Source organism: Pantoea sp. At-9b, assembly GCF_000175935.2.
In the GTDB taxonomy this organism is placed as follows: domain Bacteria; phylum Pseudomonadota; class Gammaproteobacteria; order Enterobacterales; family Enterobacteriaceae; genus Pantoea.
Map to the genome: position 1 here is coordinate 135,704 of NC_014837.1, position 19,388 is coordinate 155,091.

Annotated in this window: 12 protein-coding genes; 6 read left to right on the plus strand and 6 right to left on the minus strand. The window is 56.7% G+C overall.

What is annotated here, in order from left to right; all coding sequences use genetic code 11:
* Window positions 1-92: 92 nt before the first annotated feature.
* The 5 genes from bcsC to bcsR are packed head-to-tail and all read right to left on the minus strand — an operon-like array spanning window position 93 to window position 9,421.
* Window positions 93-3,584, minus strand: a complete 3,492-nt coding sequence (bcsC, locus tag PAT9B_RS00595; RefSeq protein ID WP_013507316.1) for a cellulose synthase complex outer membrane protein BcsC — start codon at window positions 3,582-3,584, stop codon at window positions 93-95.
* The gene (bcsB, locus tag PAT9B_RS00600) at window positions 3,577-5,874 is read right to left on the minus strand and encodes a cellulose biosynthesis cyclic di-GMP-binding regulatory protein BcsB (RefSeq protein ID WP_041525717.1); all 2,298 of its coding nucleotides are present in this window, start codon (window positions 5,872-5,874) and stop codon (window positions 3,577-3,579) included. The genes bcsC and bcsB overlap by 8 nt, the downstream gene beginning before the upstream one ends.
* Before the next feature lie 15 nt (window positions 5,875-5,889).
* Window positions 5,890-8,499: a UDP-forming cellulose synthase catalytic subunit gene (gene bcsA, locus PAT9B_RS00605; RefSeq protein WP_013507318.1), complete on the minus strand. Its 2,610-nt coding sequence runs from the start codon at window positions 8,497-8,499 to the stop codon at window positions 5,890-5,892.
* Window positions 8,496-9,227: a cellulose biosynthesis protein BcsQ gene (gene bcsQ, locus PAT9B_RS00610; RefSeq protein ID WP_013507319.1), complete on the minus strand. Its 732-nt coding sequence runs from the start codon at window positions 9,225-9,227 to the stop codon at window positions 8,496-8,498. The genes bcsA and bcsQ overlap by 4 nt, the downstream gene beginning before the upstream one ends.
* Window positions 9,227-9,421: a cellulose biosynthesis protein BcsR gene (gene bcsR / locus PAT9B_RS00615; protein WP_013507320.1), complete on the minus strand. Its 195-nt coding sequence runs from the start codon at window positions 9,419-9,421 to the stop codon at window positions 9,227-9,229. Before bcsR ends, bcsQ begins: the two co-directional genes overlap by 1 nt.
* Window positions 9,422-9,618: 197 nt before the next feature.
* Between bcsR and bcsE the strand changes: the two genes are divergently transcribed.
* The 6 genes from bcsE (at window position 9,619) to PAT9B_RS00645 (ending at window position 18,486) form a co-directional block, all read left to right on the plus strand.
* Entirely contained in the window at window positions 9,619-11,166 is a 1,548-nt protein-coding gene (gene bcsE / locus PAT9B_RS00620; RefSeq protein ID WP_013507321.1) for a cellulose biosynthesis protein BcsE, read from the plus strand.
* Window positions 11,166-11,354, plus strand: coding sequence for a cellulose biosynthesis protein BcsF (gene bcsF / locus PAT9B_RS00625; RefSeq protein ID WP_013507322.1), 189 nt, complete (start codon window positions 11,166-11,168; stop codon window positions 11,352-11,354). Before bcsE ends, bcsF begins: the two co-directional genes overlap by 1 nt.
* Window positions 11,354-13,009, plus strand: coding sequence for a cellulose biosynthesis protein BcsG (gene bcsG, locus PAT9B_RS00630; protein WP_013507323.1), 1,656 nt, complete (start codon window positions 11,354-11,356; stop codon window positions 13,007-13,009). The genes bcsF and bcsG overlap by 1 nt, the downstream gene beginning before the upstream one ends.
* 196 nt (window positions 13,010-13,205) lie before the next feature.
* Window positions 13,206-15,218: a biofilm formation regulator HmsP gene (gene hmsP / locus PAT9B_RS00635; RefSeq protein ID WP_190274648.1), complete on the plus strand. Its 2,013-nt coding sequence runs from the start codon at window positions 13,206-13,208 to the stop codon at window positions 15,216-15,218.
* A 228-nt stretch (window positions 15,219-15,446) separates the two neighbouring features.
* On the plus strand, window positions 15,447-16,733 hold the full coding sequence (locus PAT9B_RS00640; protein WP_013507325.1) for a dicarboxylate/amino acid:cation symporter: 1,287 nt from the start codon (window positions 15,447-15,449) through the stop codon (window positions 16,731-16,733).
* 244 nt (window positions 16,734-16,977) lie between these two features.
* Window positions 16,978-18,486, plus strand: a complete 1,509-nt coding sequence (locus tag PAT9B_RS00645; RefSeq protein WP_013507326.1) for a pitrilysin family protein — start codon at window positions 16,978-16,980, stop codon at window positions 18,484-18,486.
* A gap of 3 nt (window positions 18,487-18,489) precedes the next feature.
* On the opposite strand, the gene PAT9B_RS00650 is transcribed toward PAT9B_RS00645, so the two are convergent.
* Window positions 18,490-19,362: an alpha/beta hydrolase gene (locus PAT9B_RS00650; protein WP_013507327.1), complete on the minus strand. Its 873-nt coding sequence runs from the start codon at window positions 19,360-19,362 to the stop codon at window positions 18,490-18,492.
* Between the last annotated feature and the right edge of the window lie 26 nt (window positions 19,363-19,388).

The window sequence follows — 19,388 nt, forward strand, 5'->3', positions numbered from 1 at the left end:
CGGAACCTTCTCGGTGTCAGCCCGCTGCTGCCAGCGAACGGAACCTTCTCGGTGTTAAACCGCTGCCAGCGAACGGAACCCTCAACACCACATCATTTAAAATCCGCATAGGGAATCAGCGGTTGCGGTGGCATATCCATATCACCGTTCCAGCCCGCCATCGAATAACGCACATACAACAAACCGTGGCTTGGGGTGTAATCTTTCGCCTGCTGAATATCCATCGCCACTCCGACAAACCAATGTGGCGTTACGCGCCGTTCCACGATCGCCTGCAAGGTATAACCCACGCCACTGCCGGAGCTGCTGTCCGAATACGGATTAGAGGCCAGCTCGAACCCTGGATTGACCGGATAACGCTGCTGCGCATCGGTTTTGGAATGTGACCAGGAGAGCGAGCCGCCAAGATCAAATGACCAGTTCTCGGTACGCTGGCGATATGTCACCGGCACGGAAAACGACAGATATTGCTGCGGGCTGTAGTAGCCGCCCTGACCGAAGGTGTAATCGCTGAGATCCTTCTGGTAGTGCCACAGCATACTGTTCAGGCCCACCGTGGCGCGGCGGTTGTCTTCGTTGATCAACTTGTAGTAGTAACCTGCCATCAAACGTTCACGGGTGTTATCCGCGACATTTTCCCCGGTTAGCTGATGGGCGCTGAGATCTGCCCAGACGCCATGCGCGCCACCCTGATCGTAACTCAGACCGAGCGAGCCGCCAGTCGCGACCACGCCACCCCAGGTTTTGCCGCCGTTGGCGGAGGGATCGCGTGCGCCGGCAAAGGCCAGCAGCGAGCTGGAGATCGGACGACGGGAAGCCGTCAGCGTCATGCCGATATCATCCACATCGGTTTTCCAGCTCAGGCCACCCACCCAGTTGGTGACTTCAAAACCCAGCGGTGTGGTGCCGATATCGCCTGACCAACGATCGTTATGCCAGCCCACGCCAATCGAGGTACCTTCGTCGCGCTGGGTGAAATCGCGACTACAACCGCCAGAGTTGTCGTCGTTGCAGCTACCAAAACGATCGTTGTGGCTGCCGTTTTCTGTGGCAAAAGTGCCCGCTGATACCAGCACATGATCGACGCGGACAAAACTGCGGCCATCGGCCAGCGGCGTTTCTGCCTGCATCATGGTGGTGTGCGCGGTGAAATCCGAACGGCCACCCGTGCCCTTGTCGCGTGAGTAATCCTGTTCCAGCGTTACGGTGGTGTCCTGCTGACGATAAAGATCGGCGGCGTCGCTGCGAATGCCGCGCTTCAGCCAGTCATCCTGCGGCTGGTTACGCGTCAGATAAGTGTAGCTGTCGTTATCCTGCGGTACCGTTGCACTGATACCGCTGGCCGCCATTGCCAGTCGGTAATCCTGCTGCGCCTGTGCCGGCTGGCGTAACTGGGTTTCCAGCCGCGCCGCATCGCGATACACCAACGCTTTGCTTTGTGAGGGCGCTTCCTGGGCGGCGCGGGTTTTTAGCCGGTTAAACAGCTGCTGCGCCCGCGCGTGGTCGCCGCTGTTTTGCCAGGCAAGCGCGACGCGGCGACCACTGTTGATGCTCTCTTCCGCCACACTGTCCGGCAAGCTTTGCAATGCCTGACGCGCTTCCTGCGGGCGCTTCAGGGCTAGCAACGCTTCGATACGACCGAGCGCTGCGTCGTTATTATGTGCATCCTGCTTGAGTACGTGTTGGTAACCCGCCAGCGCGCTGCGCGCATCGCCCCGCTCCAACGCCCAGTCAGCCAGCGTGATATCCCGTCGTGGGGAAGCGGGCTGCTGCTGTAATAACGCAATGGCTGCGGCGGCGTTACCGCCGTCGCGCAGTGCATTAGCACGGGCAAAGACCTTCTGCTGATTCAGCCGATCGGCCAGTTCATGCATGTTGTCATCCCAGCGCGCCTGCGGCAGACGATTGAGCGCCGCCAGCGCCGCGTCATCTTCATCGCCGGACGACAGCCACAATGCCCAGGCATACAACGCACTCGGCTCCTGCGGATGCTGGCGCACCATGCTTTCCATTACTGCACGGCCCTGCGCGGCGTCACCGCTGTTACGCAGCGCGCCAGCCAGTCGGTACGACAGCCAGATATCGTCAGGGGTATCCTGAGCGGCCTGACGATACTTCACCACCGCCTGATGCCACTGACCTTGTTCGGCCAACGCATCGGCTTCGGCGCGCAAGCTATCGCTACGCAGAGTCCGCAACGTGTCGGCCAAACCGCGTTGCTGTGCGGCGGGCAGGGCGTTGATAAACGCCATCGCCCGGGCCGGGGATTGTTGCTGATATAACCCCGCCAGGCGACGCACCGCCGTGGTGTTGCCGCGATCAATACGCAGCGCCAGTTGCCAGTAGCGCTCAGCCTGGGCTGGGTCATGGCGTGCCTGCGCCACGTCACCAAGACCAATCAACGCCCAGCTGTCGCTGTTATCAATCGCCTGGGCGTTGCGGTACTGGCGCTCCGCCCCGTTAAGATCGCCTTTTTTCAGCGCGTTATCACCGTTGTTGATCGCCAGCCAGTAACGATTGGTTTGCAACAACGACTGCCATTTCCCCACCTGGGTACTGGCCTGACCGTGTTTGATGGCTTTTTCTAACCACATAATGGCCGCAGCACGGTTGTTGGCGCGTGCCTGAGCCTGGCCCATCGCACCCATCAGTTCGGCATCATCAGGCGTAGCTTTCAGCGCTGCGCTGAGGGAGGCGATCGCCCCTGCGCCGCCCCCGGCATCGACCAGCGCCAGTCCGCGCATGCGTTGGCGATAAGCCGGATCGGCCAGCAGTTTTTGCTGTCGTGCTAATTCCTCCTGCCCGCGCTGTTGCGCATCGCCGGAGGTAAATACGGTGAGGTACTGTTGCAGGCTGGCGACGCTGCGATCGCTGACCGGTTGATTCTGGATCTGTTGCAGCCAGAGTTCCGAGGCGGCATCGCGGCCACCATCACGTTTGGCAAGGCTGCGCAGTTGCGTTAGCGCTTCGGCCGGCTGATTGTTATCAAAGGCCATGCGCGCCAGTTGCAGTTCCACGCCGATATTGCCGGGATAGCGTTGTTCCAGCGCCTGTAGCTGGCGGTATGCCGTCTGCTGCTGGCCCGGCAGACGCGCCACCAGTTGCCAGTACTCCAGCTCGGTATTCACATCGGGGAACACGCCGTGAAACAGCGCGTCCCATGCGTCTTTCGCTTCAGCCACATGGCCCGCGGCCGCCAGCAGTCGTGCTTGCTGCAACTGCTGACGACCTTCGGCGGACATCAGTTTCATACCGGCTTCGGATTCATGGGCCGCGGCGGATTGCGGTGCCACATGCTTCAGCTCATCCAGTAACGTTTGCGCTTTCGCCAGATCGCCCTGACGCAGGGCCATGCGGATTTGCGCCGCCAGCACCTGCGGATTATCCGGATCGATTTTTTCCAGCCGGTAGAGCGATTGCTGCACCAGGTCATACTTGTTGGTCGATTCGCCGGTACGAATCTGCATCAGCAGCCATTCGACCGGCGAAACCTGTGGACCCGCCGGGGCGGCGACAGAACCTGCCATCATCCCCAGCGTGCTGCTCAACAGTAGCCCGAATCGCAGCGCACGTACTTTATTCATCGTCGTCTTCTTCAGCCAGACGACGGCGGCTCACCATGCGCATCAGACGCCATGCCATCAGAGCAAACAGCAGTACCACCAGCGTCGCGCACACCGCCAGCCACACCGGATGGGTCGCCAGCATATTCCACAGGCGCTCCCACCACGGCAGATGGCCGACAAAGTAGGTATCGCCCACACGCAGGCTGTAGACGCCCGATTCGCGAATGATGGCGGCGGAGCCGAAAATCGCGGCACGTTTGCCACTATCCTGCATCGCGTTGTTGAGCAGATCCCAACCGCGCGGACTGTCGGCCAGCAGGGCCACCACGCTGCGTTGATCATTGAACGGTGACTGGAAGCCAACAATCACCCCCAGCGGGCCACGTGAGCTGATGGTGGTTTGACTCTCGACAGCACGATCGCTGGCGGAGACCGGGACGTTCGGCGCAGCGATGGGACGCGCCGGTTTGTTGAGCCAACTGCGCGTCGCATCGACCAGCGCGTTGATCTTGCGGTCATCCTGCAGATCGGCCGGGATGCTGCCGATCATCAACAGATCGGCGTCACTGCTTTTGGCTTTGCTCCAGTCGTCGCTCATCTGCACGCGCAACGCCGGATAGCCGGTCTGTGCGCCGATGTTGCCCAACGCATTCAGCAGCGTGGTGACCTCGTTGTTGCTCGGTTTCGGCTGCACCAGTACCAGCGACTGTGCCAGGTCGGCATAGCGGCTATAAGGGAAACCGGCGTTGGCGTATGCTGCCAGCGACGGCATTTCGATGTAGTGACGATAGCCGGAGAAATCGATGCTGGAGTGATCGTCAATCACCACGTGATGCCCAACGGCGGTGACGGTTTCGCAGCGACCATCGGCGGTGCCACCAATAAAGGTGTTGGCGTAGTCGAAGTCAAAGCGCAGTTGGTTGACCACCCCCAGGCGCAGCGCCGGAATGGTCAGCTGGCGGCTGCTGTCCTGCAAGCCCTGGATCAGCGGGATATGTAGCAGTTGTTTGCCCCCGGTGTCTTTCGGCATCAGCGGGTAATCCTGCATAAACTGATTATTCAGATGTACTGCCAGGCGCGATCCGTCCTGTTGAATCGGCGAGGTGTAGCGATAAATCAGGTCCATATCGATGCCGCGTGCCCGTACCAGGAACAGATCCGGCGGCAGGTTGAGTGTCAGGGCGATCGGGTTAGGTTGCAGGCCGTCGGATTGCAGCTGGTTCTGGTACTGCGTCAGTTCGGCAAAGGTGGTGCGGCGGTCGGTGCGCACCCAGTTTGGCGCATCATAAGCCTTGCGTGGTGCCAGTAATTTGACGTCATCAACCGTCGATGTATCACCGCGCAGCAGCAGTTCACCCTGCGCAATGCCCTCGACGGCGGTCAGCAAATCTTTATCATCACGACCGAGGATCAGCAGCATCTTCTCATACGGGTTGTCTGGCTGGCTGACCATCATCACCGTCGGTTTTTGTACCGGCGGCATCTCTTTCAGGAAATCAGGACGCTGATCGTTGGTGGCGAAGACCACCGCGTGCTGCTCTTTCGGCAGTTGGTTATACAGTACCGGGAAGGTCTGACCGCGCCATTGCGCCTTGCTGCCAAAATACGAGGCGAGAATCGCTGCGGCACGTTGTTGTTGCAGATTCGGCGCAGCGCTGAACACCATCGGCAGTTGCAGTGGACGGCTGTCGCGGCTGTCGAAGAAGGGTTCCGGGAAGTGCGACAGATCGTTTTTCAGCGGCAGTTTTTGCAGCGTCAGGTCGAGCTGGCTCTCTTTACCGATATCCAGCCAGATGGTGCTGTTGGCCGGGTTTTCACACACGTTAGCGTAATGGCCCACCAGTTCCAGCCGCACGCGGTTGAAGTCGGTGATAAAGCGCGGATCAATCGCCAACTGGGTCTGATTCTCTTTGCCGAGCTGATCGGCGGTGATGGTGATCAGGCTGACCAGTTCATCGTTGAGATAGACCTTGAGCTGCGACAGCGTCGGGATCAACGCCGGTGACGGACGATAATTGAGGGTGAGCAGTGCGCGTGTCACCACTTCATCACTGCGCACGCCAAACTCAATCTGACCGGTCGGCACAGTACCACGCAACGTCATGCTGCCCGGTGGTGGTGCGACCTGGTTAAATAGCAACTGGCTGGCACGCAAGGGTGCACCAGGTAATAACTGGTCACTCAGCACCGGCAAGGGACTTTGTGCCGCCTGCTGAGGCGCTACCGGGGCATCAGGTTGCAGGGCGGCCTGTGCCAGGGGGGCGGTGCTCAGCAGCAGAGCGGTGAACCAACTCAGTTTTCTCGTCATGGTCATATCATCAACTTAATGAGTGTTTTCTGTTTTCACGCGGCCAGGTTGTTGCGGCAGCAGTGATGCCAGCCAGCTCACCAGAGTAGTGAGCAGGCTGAATAAACGGCGCAGCGGCGTCGGGCCGTATTCCGCCAGACGCAGATAGCCTTTAAAGCCCAGCACCATAATGTCGGCGAGGCTTTGTACCGGTTTGTCTTCCGGGAAACCGTCCTGCCACAACGCCCAGGTATCGGCGCGGGCAAAGGTACACTGAATAAATTCAATGTGTTGTTCAGTGGAAAGCTGATGCAGGCGAATACCGGCGCGGCGGCCAAATACACGCTGTACCTGGCAGGGGAAACTGAACTCCTGCTGACCACGGCGTAGCAGCAGCCACACCGGCTCATCTTCGACCAGCGCGTCAGGCTCGCGTAGCTCCACGCCGACACCGCCATCCGAGTAGTCGCGCAGCGTGCACGGCACCATATGGCCATCCTCACGTGCAATGGCGGCAGGCATGGCGATCTCAACACGGTGCGCTTCACGAATCTGTCGCGCCTCGACCGAAACCGCCACTGCACCGCCGAGGATGATCATGTTGTAGAGCACCCAAATCAGGCTGACCCAGATGGTGAGGATTTCATTGGACGGGCCGTAAGCCATCCGCCAGAAGGCCATCACGATCCCCGCCAGATTCAGCAGCACCAGGAACATGTAGGGTTTGGTGATCACCCAGTCGAGATGACGTTTCTCCACCAGGCCACCCTTGGCGGTCACGTTGAATTTGCCTTTATGCGGATTGAACAGCGCCACCGTCGTCGGACGGGCGATATACCAGGCCAACACGGTCTCATACACTTCACTCCAGAAGGAGTGACGCCAGCGGCCCTGGATGCGTGAGTTGGTCAGGCTGGTATGTAGCATATGCGGCAACACATAAATAGCGATCGCCAGTGCCGGGGCATAGATGATGTAGGCATGGCACAGCAGGAATGCCAGCGGTGCCAGCAGGAAGATCAACCGTGGGATCCCCGCCAGGAAGTGCAGCATGGCGTTGGCGTAACACAGGCGCTGCACCAGTTTTAAGCCTTTGCCGAACAGCGGGTTATCCAGACGGAAAATCTGCACCATGCCGCGCGCCCAGCGGATGCGCTGACCAATATGTGCCGACAGACTTTCGGTAGCGAGGCCCGCCGCCTGGGGGATACGGATATAGGCTGAGGTATAGCCGCGACGGTGCAGGCGCAGCGAGGTATGGGCATCTTCCGTTACCGTTTCGACGGCGATGCCGCCAATCTCATCCAGCGCGGTACGGCGCAGTACGGCACAGGAGCCGCAGAAAAACGCCGCATCCCAGGTATCGTTGCCATCCTGCACCAGGCCGTAAAACAGCGAGCCTTCGTTTGGCGTTTGGCGGAAGCGCCCGAGGTTGCGCTCGAAAGGATCGGGCGAGAAGAAGTGGTGCGGTGTCTGCAACATCGCCAGCTGTTTATCTTTCAGGAACCAGCCCATGGTCATTTGCAAAAACGAACGGGTCGGCACATGGTCGCAGTCAAAAATCGCCACATATTCGCTCTGACAACGGGTTTTCAGCGCATGGTTGATATTGCCCGCTTTAGCGTGTTCATGGGTGGGACGAACCACATACTGCACGCCGACGCTGGCGGCAAACGCGCGGAATTCGTCACGCGTGCCGTCATCCAGAATATAGATATTCAGCTTATCGCGTGGCCAGTCGATACCCATCGCCGCGTAGATGGTCGGTTTCACCACGCTAAGCGGTTCGTTGTAAGTGGGCACCAGAATATCAACGCTCGGCCAGACGGTGATTTCGTCTGGCATCGACAACGGATGGCGGTTGAGTGGCCACAGCGTCTGGAAATAGCCCAGCACCAACACCGTCCAGGAGTAGGTTTCTGCACCAATCAGCAGCAGGCCGAACGCCAGACTCACCGGGTCGTCCCAGTTGAGGGTTTCGGTGTAGCGCCACCACAGGTAACGGCAGGAGACGGTCAGCGACAGCACAATCAGCATAATGGTGGAGAGCCGCCCGGGTACACGACGGACCAGCATCGCCAGGCTCCACAGCAGCAGCACGAAGACAAACTGCGTCATGATGCCAAACGGCTGGGAGATGCACAGCAGCGCCAGCAGACTGGCAGCAATCGCCGCGACGATAAACAGCAGTTGGCGTGCGCGCGTCGGTAAACGTTGCAGGCGTTGCTCACTGCGTCGGATGACACCGCGTTTTTTCAGTTGCAACGGCAGGGCTCCCAGCCATTGGTAGAGGCGCTGACGCCAGCGAAACAGCGGTTTAAAGGCGTTATTAAAGCGTTTGCGCTCGCTGCGTTCGCTATCATCGAGCGGCAATATCAACATCAGCCACAGGCTTTGCAGCAAATAGCGCAACGGGTCGAGTGGGCGCGGGCGTTGCTGGGATATTTGCGGATAGTAACGCTGGCGATGTTGCAGGATGCGTTGCCAGCCCGGCGTTTCCAGACGCAGCAGTGACCAAGCGAGGATGCACCAGGTGAGATGCAGGACAATGGTCGGCCAGGGAGCACCGTGGCGACGTGCCTGACGGGCGCGTTGTTGCAGCGCCTGCCACGCCTGCGGGATTAGCAGCCAGCGTAGCGGATTCATTTTCCTGCCCCGGCCACATTCAGCAGCAGCCAGTTCGCCAGAGTGTTCACCTCTTCACTGGCAAGCGCGTGCGGGCGATATTCACCCAGCGGTTGTTTCATCATCAGCGCTTCCGCCAGCGCTTCATCGCGATGAATGACCTGCGGAATCAGGTTGCGCAGCGAGCTAATCCACAGCTGATGCAGATCCTGCTGCAGCTTGCTGTTGGCGTTGAACTGGTTGATTAAAAACAGTGTATGCGGCAAAAAACGTGGGTGATGCAGACGCAGTTGGCAGTTGGCATCGGGGGTCAATACCTGAATGACCCGATCAGCCGTGCGCAAGAATGGCAGGTGCCAGGACGCGAGGTCTGCCGGTAGATCCACGATTAACCAACGGTATTGCGATTTGAGCGTAGCGAAAGCATTAAGTAACGGTTCAGCAAATTTTTCGTCGAAACAACGAATACTTAATGCTTGCTGATGGGTTGTTGCACCAAAAGGTAAGAAATCTAACCCTGGCCGGTAACGTTGCGCGCACTGCTGCCAGGGTTGCTGGTTGAGCAGGGCGGGCATCCATCCGGCGTCATGATCAACTGGCAGGTTGAAGTGGGTAGCCAGTTGATTGGCAGGGGAAAAATCGAGGATCAGCACCGATTCCTGTAAGGCATTCAGCGCCCAGCCGAGCGCTGCGCTGAGCGCGGTGGCCCCGCAGCCGCCGCGCAATCCCTGAAGAGCAATAAAGGGCATTAGCGTTCAGGCTCCTGAGTGGCGGATAATTCCTGCAAAAGCGGCCAGCTCGATAAAATGCTATTCAGGCGCTCTTCACGGGCAATATCAATGTAGCGAAACGCCTTCAATGAAAAGGCCTCACTTAAGGTATTAATGTCATCCTGTTCTTCACGGGTTTGTGAAACCAGCGAAAAGGCATTTTCTGTTTTCATTACTTTTTTTGCCAGCCAAAAACGACAATCGAGAGTTTACGATTATATTTATTGATATAAGTTTAACGTCGACGAAAACGATAAACACCCGCACAGATCAATGCGATTTGAGTTAGTTCAATGTTTTTTATTTCAGCAGTTCCAATCGTCGCCGTCTATAATAAACTAGCCTGGATTGTACAGATCGCGAATCCAATATGAAAAATCACTATGCGCTCGGCCTGCAACAGGTTCAACAGGAATTAATTACACTGCAAACGCCAGGTCTTTACTGGATAACCTGCCAGCGGCAGGAGGATGCGCGGTCGTTTTTGCGGCAGGTGATAAGCCATCAACAGGCTGTCACGTTGATCAGCTCAGATGGAAAGCCGCAGGAATTATTGGATCTGAATCCAGACGGCGGACCGGCACGTATTCCTTTATTTTCGCTGCCAGCCAATAAACTCGCCTTGCAGCAACTGCAAGGGGATTTCGCGCGCGTATTGAATAAGCGAAGCGGCTTGGTGTTGTTTTATAGTAACGCCGCACACTGGGTTAAATTATCCCAGCAAGAGCTGGCGATTTGGCTGAAGCGGATGCGCCGTCAGTTAATTGAAAAAAACATGACGCTGTTGCTGATAACGTCTGGTACATCAATAATTAACCTGCGAAATTATCTCCAGCGTTATTTTCGCCAGATTGATGGTGTCGCGCATTTAGATTATCAGCAGGATAGCTGGCAATATCGCATTAACTGGTGGTATTCCGCCGACCAACTGTTAGCGGACCGTGCGATTCGGCTGAGTTTTGTCGAAAACCAGTTTATTGCGGCCAGTGAAGACGAACAAAATATCCCGCTCAGTCTGAACGATGAAAATCAATTTCTTGCCGAGCAGAGCGTGCTGGAAGGCGCGCCGCCCTTTTCCGCGCAGTGGCAATTGTTTAGCGATAATGATGGGGTGTTTTCCCGCGCACAACAGGCCAACGCCGCGACGGTGATTTTTAGCCTGGTAAATAACCATGATATCGAGGCACTGGCGAAAATGGTGCACAGCTTGCGACGCTCACGCGGAAATGCGTTAAAGATTGTGGTGCGCGAGATGAATACCAGCCTGCGTTACAGCGATGAGCGTCTGCTGCTGGCCTGTGGCATCAATGCCATCGTGCCCACGGCGGCAACGTTGTCGCGCTTTCTCACCACGCTGGAGGGCATTCAGGGCCAGCAGTTCACCCGCCACGTGCCGGCTGATCTGCCCGCGTTGATGCAGGCTTTGCAACCGTTGCAACTGCGCGGTTTTCTGCCATTGAATGCGTTCTGCGGCGCAGTCCAGAAGCTGATGAAGAATACGCTGCTGCCGGAAAACGATAAAGGTTTGATGGTGGCGCTACGTCCGGTGCCGCAGCTGAAGCCGGAACAGGTACTGACGTTGTGTAAGCCGCGCCGTTTCGGTGACCTGGTGACGCAGCTGGACGATCGTCTCTACCTGTTCCTCTCGTCGTGCCGTTTTAACGATTTGGACATTGCGCTGAAATCCATTTTCTCGCTGCCGCATGACGAGTTGTTCAGCAATCGCATGGTGTGGTTTGAAGACAACCAGATTGTGTCTGAAGTGAATAAAATCAGCCAACTGGCTCCGGTAATACACCATGATGTGCCTGTGGCACCCGTGACATTGACCACCGTGGCAGCGCCCCCAACAGCCCATGAACGGGTTGCCCGGCGTCCTCAGTCGATCACCCTGAACATTGATGGAGCGCAGTCCTGATGACACTAATGGATTGGGTGCAGGTCATCATCCTGCTGCTACTGATTCTGCTATTTCTCAAATCCCTGTTGGCCCGCTGGCTGCCGCGCAGCAGCAACAGCCTGCTGATGCGCCTGCTTCCGGCTCGTGCGCTGAAGTCTGAGGGCGTTTGGCAACGGAATACGACAAAAACGGATAAAAAACCGTAATGAGCGATAAAAAATCTTCGGCAAGTGGCTGGTCGCTGCACGGCTCCTGGTGGCGTGGCCTGGGCGGCTGGAACTTCTACTTTCTGCTGAAGTTTGGGCTGCTGTGGTATGGCTACCTGAACTTTCATGCCCTGAGCAACCTGGTGTTCCTTGCCTGGCTGCTTTTTCCACTGCCTTCGCTGCGCTGGCACCGGCTGCGCAACTGGGTGTCGTTACCGATTGGCTTTGGCCTGTTCTGGCACGATACCTGGCTGCCCGGTCTCAGTTCGATTCTCAGTCAGGGCGATCAGGTCGCGGGGTTTTCGGCCGCGTACCTGTTGGATTTGGTCGATCGCTTTATCAACTGGGAGATGATCGGTGCCGCCTTTGTGCTGCTGGTGCTGTATCTGTTTGTCGCCCAATGGATTCGCATTACGGTGCTGGTGTCGCTGTCGCTGATTTGGCTGAATATCGTCACGATTGCCGGGCCATCCTTTAATTTGCTGCCAGGTAAAGCGGCGACGCCGGAAGTGGTGGTGAATGATCAACCTGCGGTGGCGGGAAAAACGCCGGATGCGCTCGATCAATCGGCTGCCCCTAACAGTGCCAACCTCACCGCGTGGCTCAACCGCTTTTATGACAGCGAGCGGCAGCGTGTGACGCATTTCCCGGACAGCCTGCCCGGCGATTCGCAGCCATTTGATATTCTGGTGCTGAATATTTGTTCGCTGTCATGGTCGGATCTGGACGTGGCCCAGCTACGCAATCATCCGTTGTGGCACCACTTCGACATCATGCTGGATAACTACAACTCCGCCACCGGTTACAGTGGTCCGGCAGGGATTCGTTTATTGCGCGCCAGCTGTGGGCAGACATCGCACAGCGACCTGTATAAGCCCGCAGATCAGCGCTGCTATCTGTTTGATAACCTGGCGAAGCTGGGCTTCAAACAGGAGCTGGTAATGGATCACAACGGCGTCTTCGGCAACTATCTGAAGGAGATGCGCGAAGAGGGCAATATCCAGGCACCGTTAATGTCGCAGGCGGGGATCGCGCCAGAACTGACCTCGTTTGACAGTTCGCCCATCTACAACGATGGTCAGTTATTACAGCGTTGGCTGGATGAGCGTAGCAAAAGCAACGATGCGCGCAGCGCCACCTTCTATAACCTGATTCCACTGCATGACGGTGTGCGCGAGCTGGGCAGTACACGCACCGCCGCCTGGCAACCCCGCGCCAAAATGTTGTTTGATCAGCTCGATACCTTCCTGACCAATCTACAGAAATCGGGCCGTCGCGTGATGGTGGTGGTGGTGCCGGAACACGGTGCGGCGTTGCAGGGCGATAAGATGCAAATGTCTGGCCTGCGCGATATCCCCAGCCCGTCGATTACGCATGTTCCCGTCGGCATCAGCTTTATCGGCATGAAGGCACCGCATCAGGGCCAGCCGCTGACCATCAATACGCCGACCAGCATGCTGGCGCTTTCCGAGATCATTTCACGGGTGGTCGATGGCCAGGTGTTTAATGCGCCGAATGTGAACATGTCCGCGTTGACCGATAATCTGCCGCAAACGCCGGTGGTGTCGGAGAACGATAACGCCGTGGTGATGATGTATCAGGGCAAACCCTGGATTCGCCTGAATGGCGGCGATTGGGTGGCGTATCCACAGTAATTATTGGCACGACTCGTAGCGGCGCGATTTATCGCGCAATGTGTTGGTCGCGTGAAGCAAAACCCACGCGATGAATCGCGTCGCTACGGATGATTTTGCGACTTTCTCCCGGCGAAAAAAAACCGTGATCTGGGATATACTTGCTGCGCATTTTCCTGTCTGATAACACGGCTTAGAGTTGCCAGGAGAGATTTTGTTGCGCGTCAGTCGTTCCTTAACGATAAAGCAGATGGCCACAGTCTCCACCGTGGCGTTAGTGACTATCTGTATTTTTATCGTCATTCAGTTATTTCATTTTGTGCAGCAGCGCAGGATTGACTACGCCCAGCAGATGGAAAATGTGGCGCATACCGTGCGTCAGCCGCTGTCAGAAGCGGTGTTAAAAGCCGATATTCCCCAAGCAGAACATATCCTTAACACCCTCAAACCCGCAGGCATTTTGTCGCGTGCGGATGTGGTGCTACCCAATGCATTCCAGGCGCTGCATGCCGATTTTGAGGTAGAGAAGCCGGTGCCGCTGCTGGTGGCGCGTTTGTTTGAGCTACCGGTGCAAATTACCTTGCCGCTGTATTCGGTTGAGCGTACCGGGCTGCCCAAACCGATTGCTTATCTGGTACTCCAGGCCGATTCATCAAGGGTGTATCAGTTTATCCTGAGTACGCTCTCCACCATGATCACCACCTATTTACTGCTGGCGCTGATTTTGTCGGTATCAATAAGCTGGTGTATTAATCGGCTGGTGGTACATCCGTTACGCAATATCTCGCGTGATTTGCAGGAGTTGCCGCCACAGGCCATTCTGACGCATAAACTGACACTGCCGGAAAATCATCGCGATGATGAGATCGGCATGCTGATTCGCAGCTATAACCGTAACCAACAGGTGCTGGAGTCGATTCATGATGAAATGAGTCGATTAACCACCCATTTTGCCGTTACCGACCTGCCAAATCGCACCCTGTTTCTGGCATTACTTGATCAGCATATACATCATCGCCATCGTAGCGAACCCTGGGGGCTGATGGTGATTCGCATTGATACGCTACAGGAAGCCAATGGGGTGTTGAGCGATGACCAGCGCGATACCCTGATGTTGACGCTGGTGGAGAAAATCCGCAGCACCATTGACGATCATACTTTGCTGGCGCAAACCGGTCAGAGTGATTTTGCGTTGCTGATGAAGCGTGCGCATAACCCCTTCAGGGCGATGCGGCTGGCACGTAACCTGATGCTGCGCATCAATCAGCCGGTCAATCTGCAACAACTTCAACTGCGTCCTAATGCCAGCATTGGCCTGGCGTTGCATGATGACACCCCGATTTCCGCCAGCGAGCAACTGGATCGGGCAACCTCAGCCATGATGTCAGCACGCCATCAGGGCAAAAATCAGATCCTGTTCTTCGACCCGGCGCTGACCGAGCGGGCGCAAAAGCGTTTAACCCAGGAACACGATATTTTACAGGGCTTGCAGGATGAGGAGTTCGCGCTCTACCTGCAACCGCAAATCAATATGGCAACCGGCGAGCTGGCGGGGGCGGAAGCCTTGCTGCGTATGCGTCAGCCGGATGGCAGCTGGGGATTGTCGGAAGAGTTTATTGCCAGCGCAGAAGAGATTGGCGTGATTGCCTCGATTGGCCGCTGGGTGTTTGAAGAAGCGTGCCGCATCATCGCCGCCTGGCAGAAGCAGGGCATTAACATCCCGTTGAGCGTGAATATCTCGGCGGTCCAACTGCGCGATGCCAGCGTGGTCAGCCATTTGCAGGGGTTGCTGGAGCGGCATCGTATTACGCCGGGTAACTTCGTGCTGGAAATCACCGAAACCGCCAAGATTGGTGATGCCGAGCAGGCGATCGCGTTGTTGCGGATGTTGCAGCAAACCGGCGTCGCGGTGGCGCTGGACGATTTCGGTATGGGCTACTCTAACCTGAACTATCTGCATCAGTTTAAAGCGTTACCGGTCAACAAGTTAAAGATGGACCGCAGCTTTGTTGCCGCGTTACCGGATGACGACACTATGGTACGCATCGTGGCTGCCATCGCCGAAATCATCCATCTGGATGTCATTGCCGAAGGGGTGGAGACGTCCGAGCAGCGCGACTGGCTGCTGGCGCGTGGCATTACTATCGGGCAAGGCTATCTGTATGCGGAAGCCCTGCCACTGGATGTTTTCAATCAACGCTGGCTTGACAAGCCATCACCCACCAAATAATCACCTGATTTATTGATTTTCCTTGCGAAATTGCATAACTCTCGTTTGCTGAAGCGTTTCAGTTCATAGTTAGAGTTTTGTAACTTTTGTAAGGAATGTAAGCCTATATTAATCACGTTAACTGGATGTTATTTTCCCCGATACCGGTAAGGCCTTTCGCGGGGCTTATCGTAAGCACAACATTACAACAATGACGGTGAAATCCGTCGTCTTCACTGGACACCTGTTATGAAAACCTCGCTGTTTAAAAGCCTCTACTTTCAGGTGCTGGTTGCCATTGGCATCGGCGTTCTGTTAGGCCATTTTTATCCTGAGTTAGGCGCGCAGATGAAGCCGCTCGGAGATGGCTTCGTCAAGCTGATCAAGATGATCATCGCCCCCGTCATTTTTTGTACGGTGGTGACCGGTATTGCCGGCATGGAGAGCATGAAAGCAGTTGGGCGGACTGGCGCAGTAGCGCTGCTCTACTTCGAAATTGTCAGCACCATCGCGCTGATCATTGGCCTGATTGTGGTCAACGTGATTCAGCCCGGTGCGGGTATGAACATTGACCCCGCCACACTGGATGCGAAAGCGGTTGCGGTATACGCACAGCAGGCGGAACAGCAGGGCGTGATTGCCTTCCTGCTGGATGTGATCCCCAATAGCGTGATCGGTGCTTTTGCCAGCGGCAACATTTTGCAGGTGCTGCTGTTCGCGATTCTGTTCGGGTTTGCGCTGCATCGTCTGGGTGACAAAGGTACGTTGATTTTCAACGTGATTGAAAGTTTCTCGAAAGTCATCTTTGGCATCATCAACATGATTATGCGTCTGGCCCCGATTGGCGCATTCGGTGCGATGGCGTTCACCATCGGTAAATACGGTGTCGGTTCGCTGGTGCAACTCGGCCAGTTGATTATCTGTTTCTATATCACCTGTATCCTGTTCGTGGTGGTGGTGCTCGGACTGATTGCCCGTGTGGCCGGTTTCAACATCTTTAAATTCGTGGCGTATATCAAAGAAGAGCTGCTGATCGTGCTGGGCACCTCCTCTTCGGAATCGGCGCTGCCGCGTATGCTGGACAAGATGGAACGGCTCGGCTGTAAGAAGTCGGTTGTGGGTCTGGTGATCCCGACGGGTTACTCCTTTAACCTTGATGGCACCTCGATTTATCTGACGATGGCCGCCGTGTTCATTGCGCAGGCAACTAACGCGCACATGGACGTTATCCATCAAATTACCTTGTTGGTGGTGTTGCTGCTGTCGTCGAAAGGTGCGGCAGGGGTGACCGGCAGTGGCTTTATCGTGCTGGCGGCGACCCTGTCTGCGGTGGGACATCTGCCGGTGGCCGGTCTGGCGCTGATTCTGGGTATTGACCGCTTTATGTCCGAAGCGCGCGCACTGACTAACCTGGTAGGTAACGGTGTCGCCACCGTGGTGGTGGCGAAATGGGTCGGTCAGCTGGATGAACGTCAGCTGAATGAGACGCTTTCTTCATCGAAAAAGGCGAAAAACGCACCGGAATCTTCGCTGTAAAGCGACAATTGCGTTAATTTTCCGGGAAATGCCCGCTGTGACTTGCCCTCACAGCGGGCATTTGCATAATAAACCCCATTGATTTTTTTCCCGGTTTTTCACCTCGTTGCGCGACATCCCGACCAACTTGTGGTCAAAGAGTCAGATGAAGAATAAACGTGGCGGCTAAATGCCGCATCGGTCAGCCTCTGAGCGACCGAACGCGCCGTGATAACGAGTGTTGATCTGTTTGATAGGGGTTCACATGCAGGGCACCAGAATTCGGCTTTTGGTTGGCGGACTGCTGTTGGCAGCATCCGGTTTTGGCGTACAGGCCGAAACACTCCAACCCGATCCCGCCTGGCAGGAAGGCAAACTGGACAATGGTTTTAGCTGGCAACTGCTGACTACGCCGCAGCGTCCCAGTGACCGTATAGAGCTGCGCCTGATCGTTAACACCGGTTCGCTGGTGGAAAGTGCACAGCAAACCGGCTTCAGCCATTTGTTACCACGTCTGGCGTTGGTGCATAACACCGCGCTCGATACCAATCAGCAACGCGCCTTGTGGCAACAGGCGATGGACCCCCATCGTCCGCTGCCGCCTGCCATCTCGTCGTATGATTTCACCCAATACAATCTGAGCCTGCCGAATAACCGCCCGGAGCTGCTGAAAGAAGCGCTGAACTGGCTGTCGGCGACCGCAGGCAAGATGACACTGAATGAACAGGTAGTGGCTACCGCGCTGAGTGCGTCTGATCCGATCGCCACCTGGCCACCCAACACCCAGGATGTGTGGTGGCGCTATCGCCTGAAAGGCTCGACGCTGCTGGCGCACGATCCCGGCGAACAACCGCGCGCACCGGTCGATATCACCCAGCTGAAGAGTTTTTATCAGCAGTGGTACACACCCGATGCCATGACGTTGTACGTGGTCGGCAATGTTGACAGCCGCAGTCTGGCGGAGCAGATCAACAAAGCTTTCGCACCATTGCAGGGTAAACGGGCTTCGCCAGCGGCAATGCCGACGCTGTCGCCATTGCCGCATCAACCGGTGAATCTGGTCAATGGCGCGATGAATCAAGACCGTCTGTCACTGGTGTGGGACAGCCCGTGGCAGCCGATTCGTGATTCACAGAATCTGGAGCATTACTGGCAGAGCGATCTGGCGCGTGAAGCCTTGTTCTGGCATGTACAGCGCGCCCTGGCCGATAGCAAAGCGCAGAGCGTACAGGTGGGCTTTGACTGCCGTGTGCTGTATCAGCGCGCCCAGTGCGCCATCAATATGGACAGCCCGAATGCGTCGCTGCCGCAGAACATGAATCTGGTGGCGAAAGAGCTGGCGGCGGTACGTGATAAAGGGCTGCCGCAGGATGAGTTCGATGCGCTGATGGCGCAGAAGTTGCTGGAGCTGAACAAATTGTTCGCCACCTACGCACGTACCGACACCGATATTTTGATGGGACAGCGTTTACGTTCACAGCAAAATGCGGTGGTAGATATCGCCCCGGAACAGTATCAAAAGCTGCGTCAGGCATTTCTCGCCGGTTTAACGCGTGATCAGCTCAACCAGGAACTGCGTCAGCAATTGACCCAGGAACTGACCATGGTGCTGATTCAGCCGGAAGGTGAGGCGGAAACCAATGTGAAGATGTTGCAGGAAGGCTGGGATAAGGTGATGGCACCGCCCGAGACGCCGACTGCGCCAGCCAGCCCGGATGATGGCAAAAACGATGGCAACGCCAGCAGCAGTGAACTGGCCCCGCCATCGTCTTAAGCCTCAGGTTTTTGCCCGCAGCCACTCGGTCACCAGCATCGGCCAACTGGCTAAGGGCAAATCCGCCACGCCACGGATGCCAAATCCGTGGCCGCCTTTCTGATAAAAGTGGATTTCTGCCGGTACGCTGTGTTCGCGCAGGGCGCTGAAGAACACCATGCTGTTATTGATTGATACGGTTTCATCGTCTGCCGCGTGGATCAGCAGCGTCGGCGGTGTCTGGCTATGCACCCGGGTTTCCAGCGAATAAGCATCAAGGGTTTTTTGATCCGGCCAGGCACCCAGCAGCCGGGTACGGGCGCTTTCCAACGCCAGTCCGTCGCGCATGCTGATCAGCGGATAAATCAGCACCATCGCGTCGGGTCGTGGCGAGAGACTGTCGGCATGATCCTGCACCGGGTAGATTTTTTCCGCGAAACGCGTACCGAGGCTGGCGGCAACATGGCCACCGGCGGAGAACCCCATCATCACGATATACTTGCCGTTCATACCGCGCTGCGCCCGATCGCGCAGTACCCGCACCGCACGCTGCGCATCGGCCAGTGGCGCATCCGGCCCTTCGTGATGGCCGTCGTAGGGCAACCGATAGGTCATCACCGCCAGCGTGTAACCCATTGAAGTAAAGAAGGTCGCCAGCGCACTGCCCTCGCGATCGATCAATACCCGTTGATAGCCGCCTCCGGGTGCGACCAGTAGCGTGATACCGTTGGAATTCTCGGGGTGCCAGATTGCCATCTCCGGGCAGCGTACCCCGGTGGCAGCACGATCATAGGGTTCATACTCTTTGGCGAGGTCAACAATTTGCGGCTGGGCGCGTGAGTCGCTGGCACCCGGTGCATCGCCGTGTGGCCAGATATTAATAATTTCTGTGTGCATAAATCGGTCCTGAGCGAATCATGTTG

Excerpts from the sequence above, each read along its gene's own strand:
- bcsC (WP_013507316.1), bottom strand. The coding sequence starts at position 3,584 with ATGAATAAAGTACGTGCGCTGCGATTCGGGCTACTGTTGAGCAGCACG.
- bcsB (WP_041525717.1), bottom strand. The coding sequence starts at position 5,874 with ATGACGAGAAAACTGAGTTGGTTCACCGCTCTGCTGCTGAGCACCGCC.
- bcsA (WP_013507318.1), bottom strand. The coding sequence starts at position 8,499 with ATGAATCCGCTACGCTGGCTGCTAATCCCGCAGGCGTGGCAGGCGCTG.
- bcsQ (WP_013507319.1), bottom strand. The coding sequence starts at position 9,227 with ATGCCCTTTATTGCTCTTCAGGGATTGCGCGGCGGCTGCGGGGCCACC.
- bcsR (WP_013507320.1), bottom strand. The coding sequence starts at position 9,421 with ATGAAAACAGAAAATGCCTTTTCGCTGGTTTCACAAACCCGTGAAGAA.
- bcsE (WP_013507321.1), top strand. The coding sequence starts at position 9,619 with ATGAAAAATCACTATGCGCTCGGCCTGCAACAGGTTCAACAGGAATTA.
- bcsF (WP_013507322.1), top strand. The coding sequence starts at position 11,166 with ATGACACTAATGGATTGGGTGCAGGTCATCATCCTGCTGCTACTGATT.
- bcsG (WP_013507323.1), top strand. The coding sequence starts at position 11,354 with ATGAGCGATAAAAAATCTTCGGCAAGTGGCTGGTCGCTGCACGGCTCC.
- PAT9B_RS00640 (WP_013507325.1), top strand. The coding sequence starts at position 15,447 with ATGAAAACCTCGCTGTTTAAAAGCCTCTACTTTCAGGTGCTGGTTGCC.
- PAT9B_RS00645 (WP_013507326.1), top strand. The coding sequence starts at position 16,978 with ATGCAGGGCACCAGAATTCGGCTTTTGGTTGGCGGACTGCTGTTGGCA.
- PAT9B_RS00650 (WP_013507327.1), bottom strand. The coding sequence starts at position 19,362 with ATGCACACAGAAATTATTAATATCTGGCCACACGGCGATGCACCGGGT.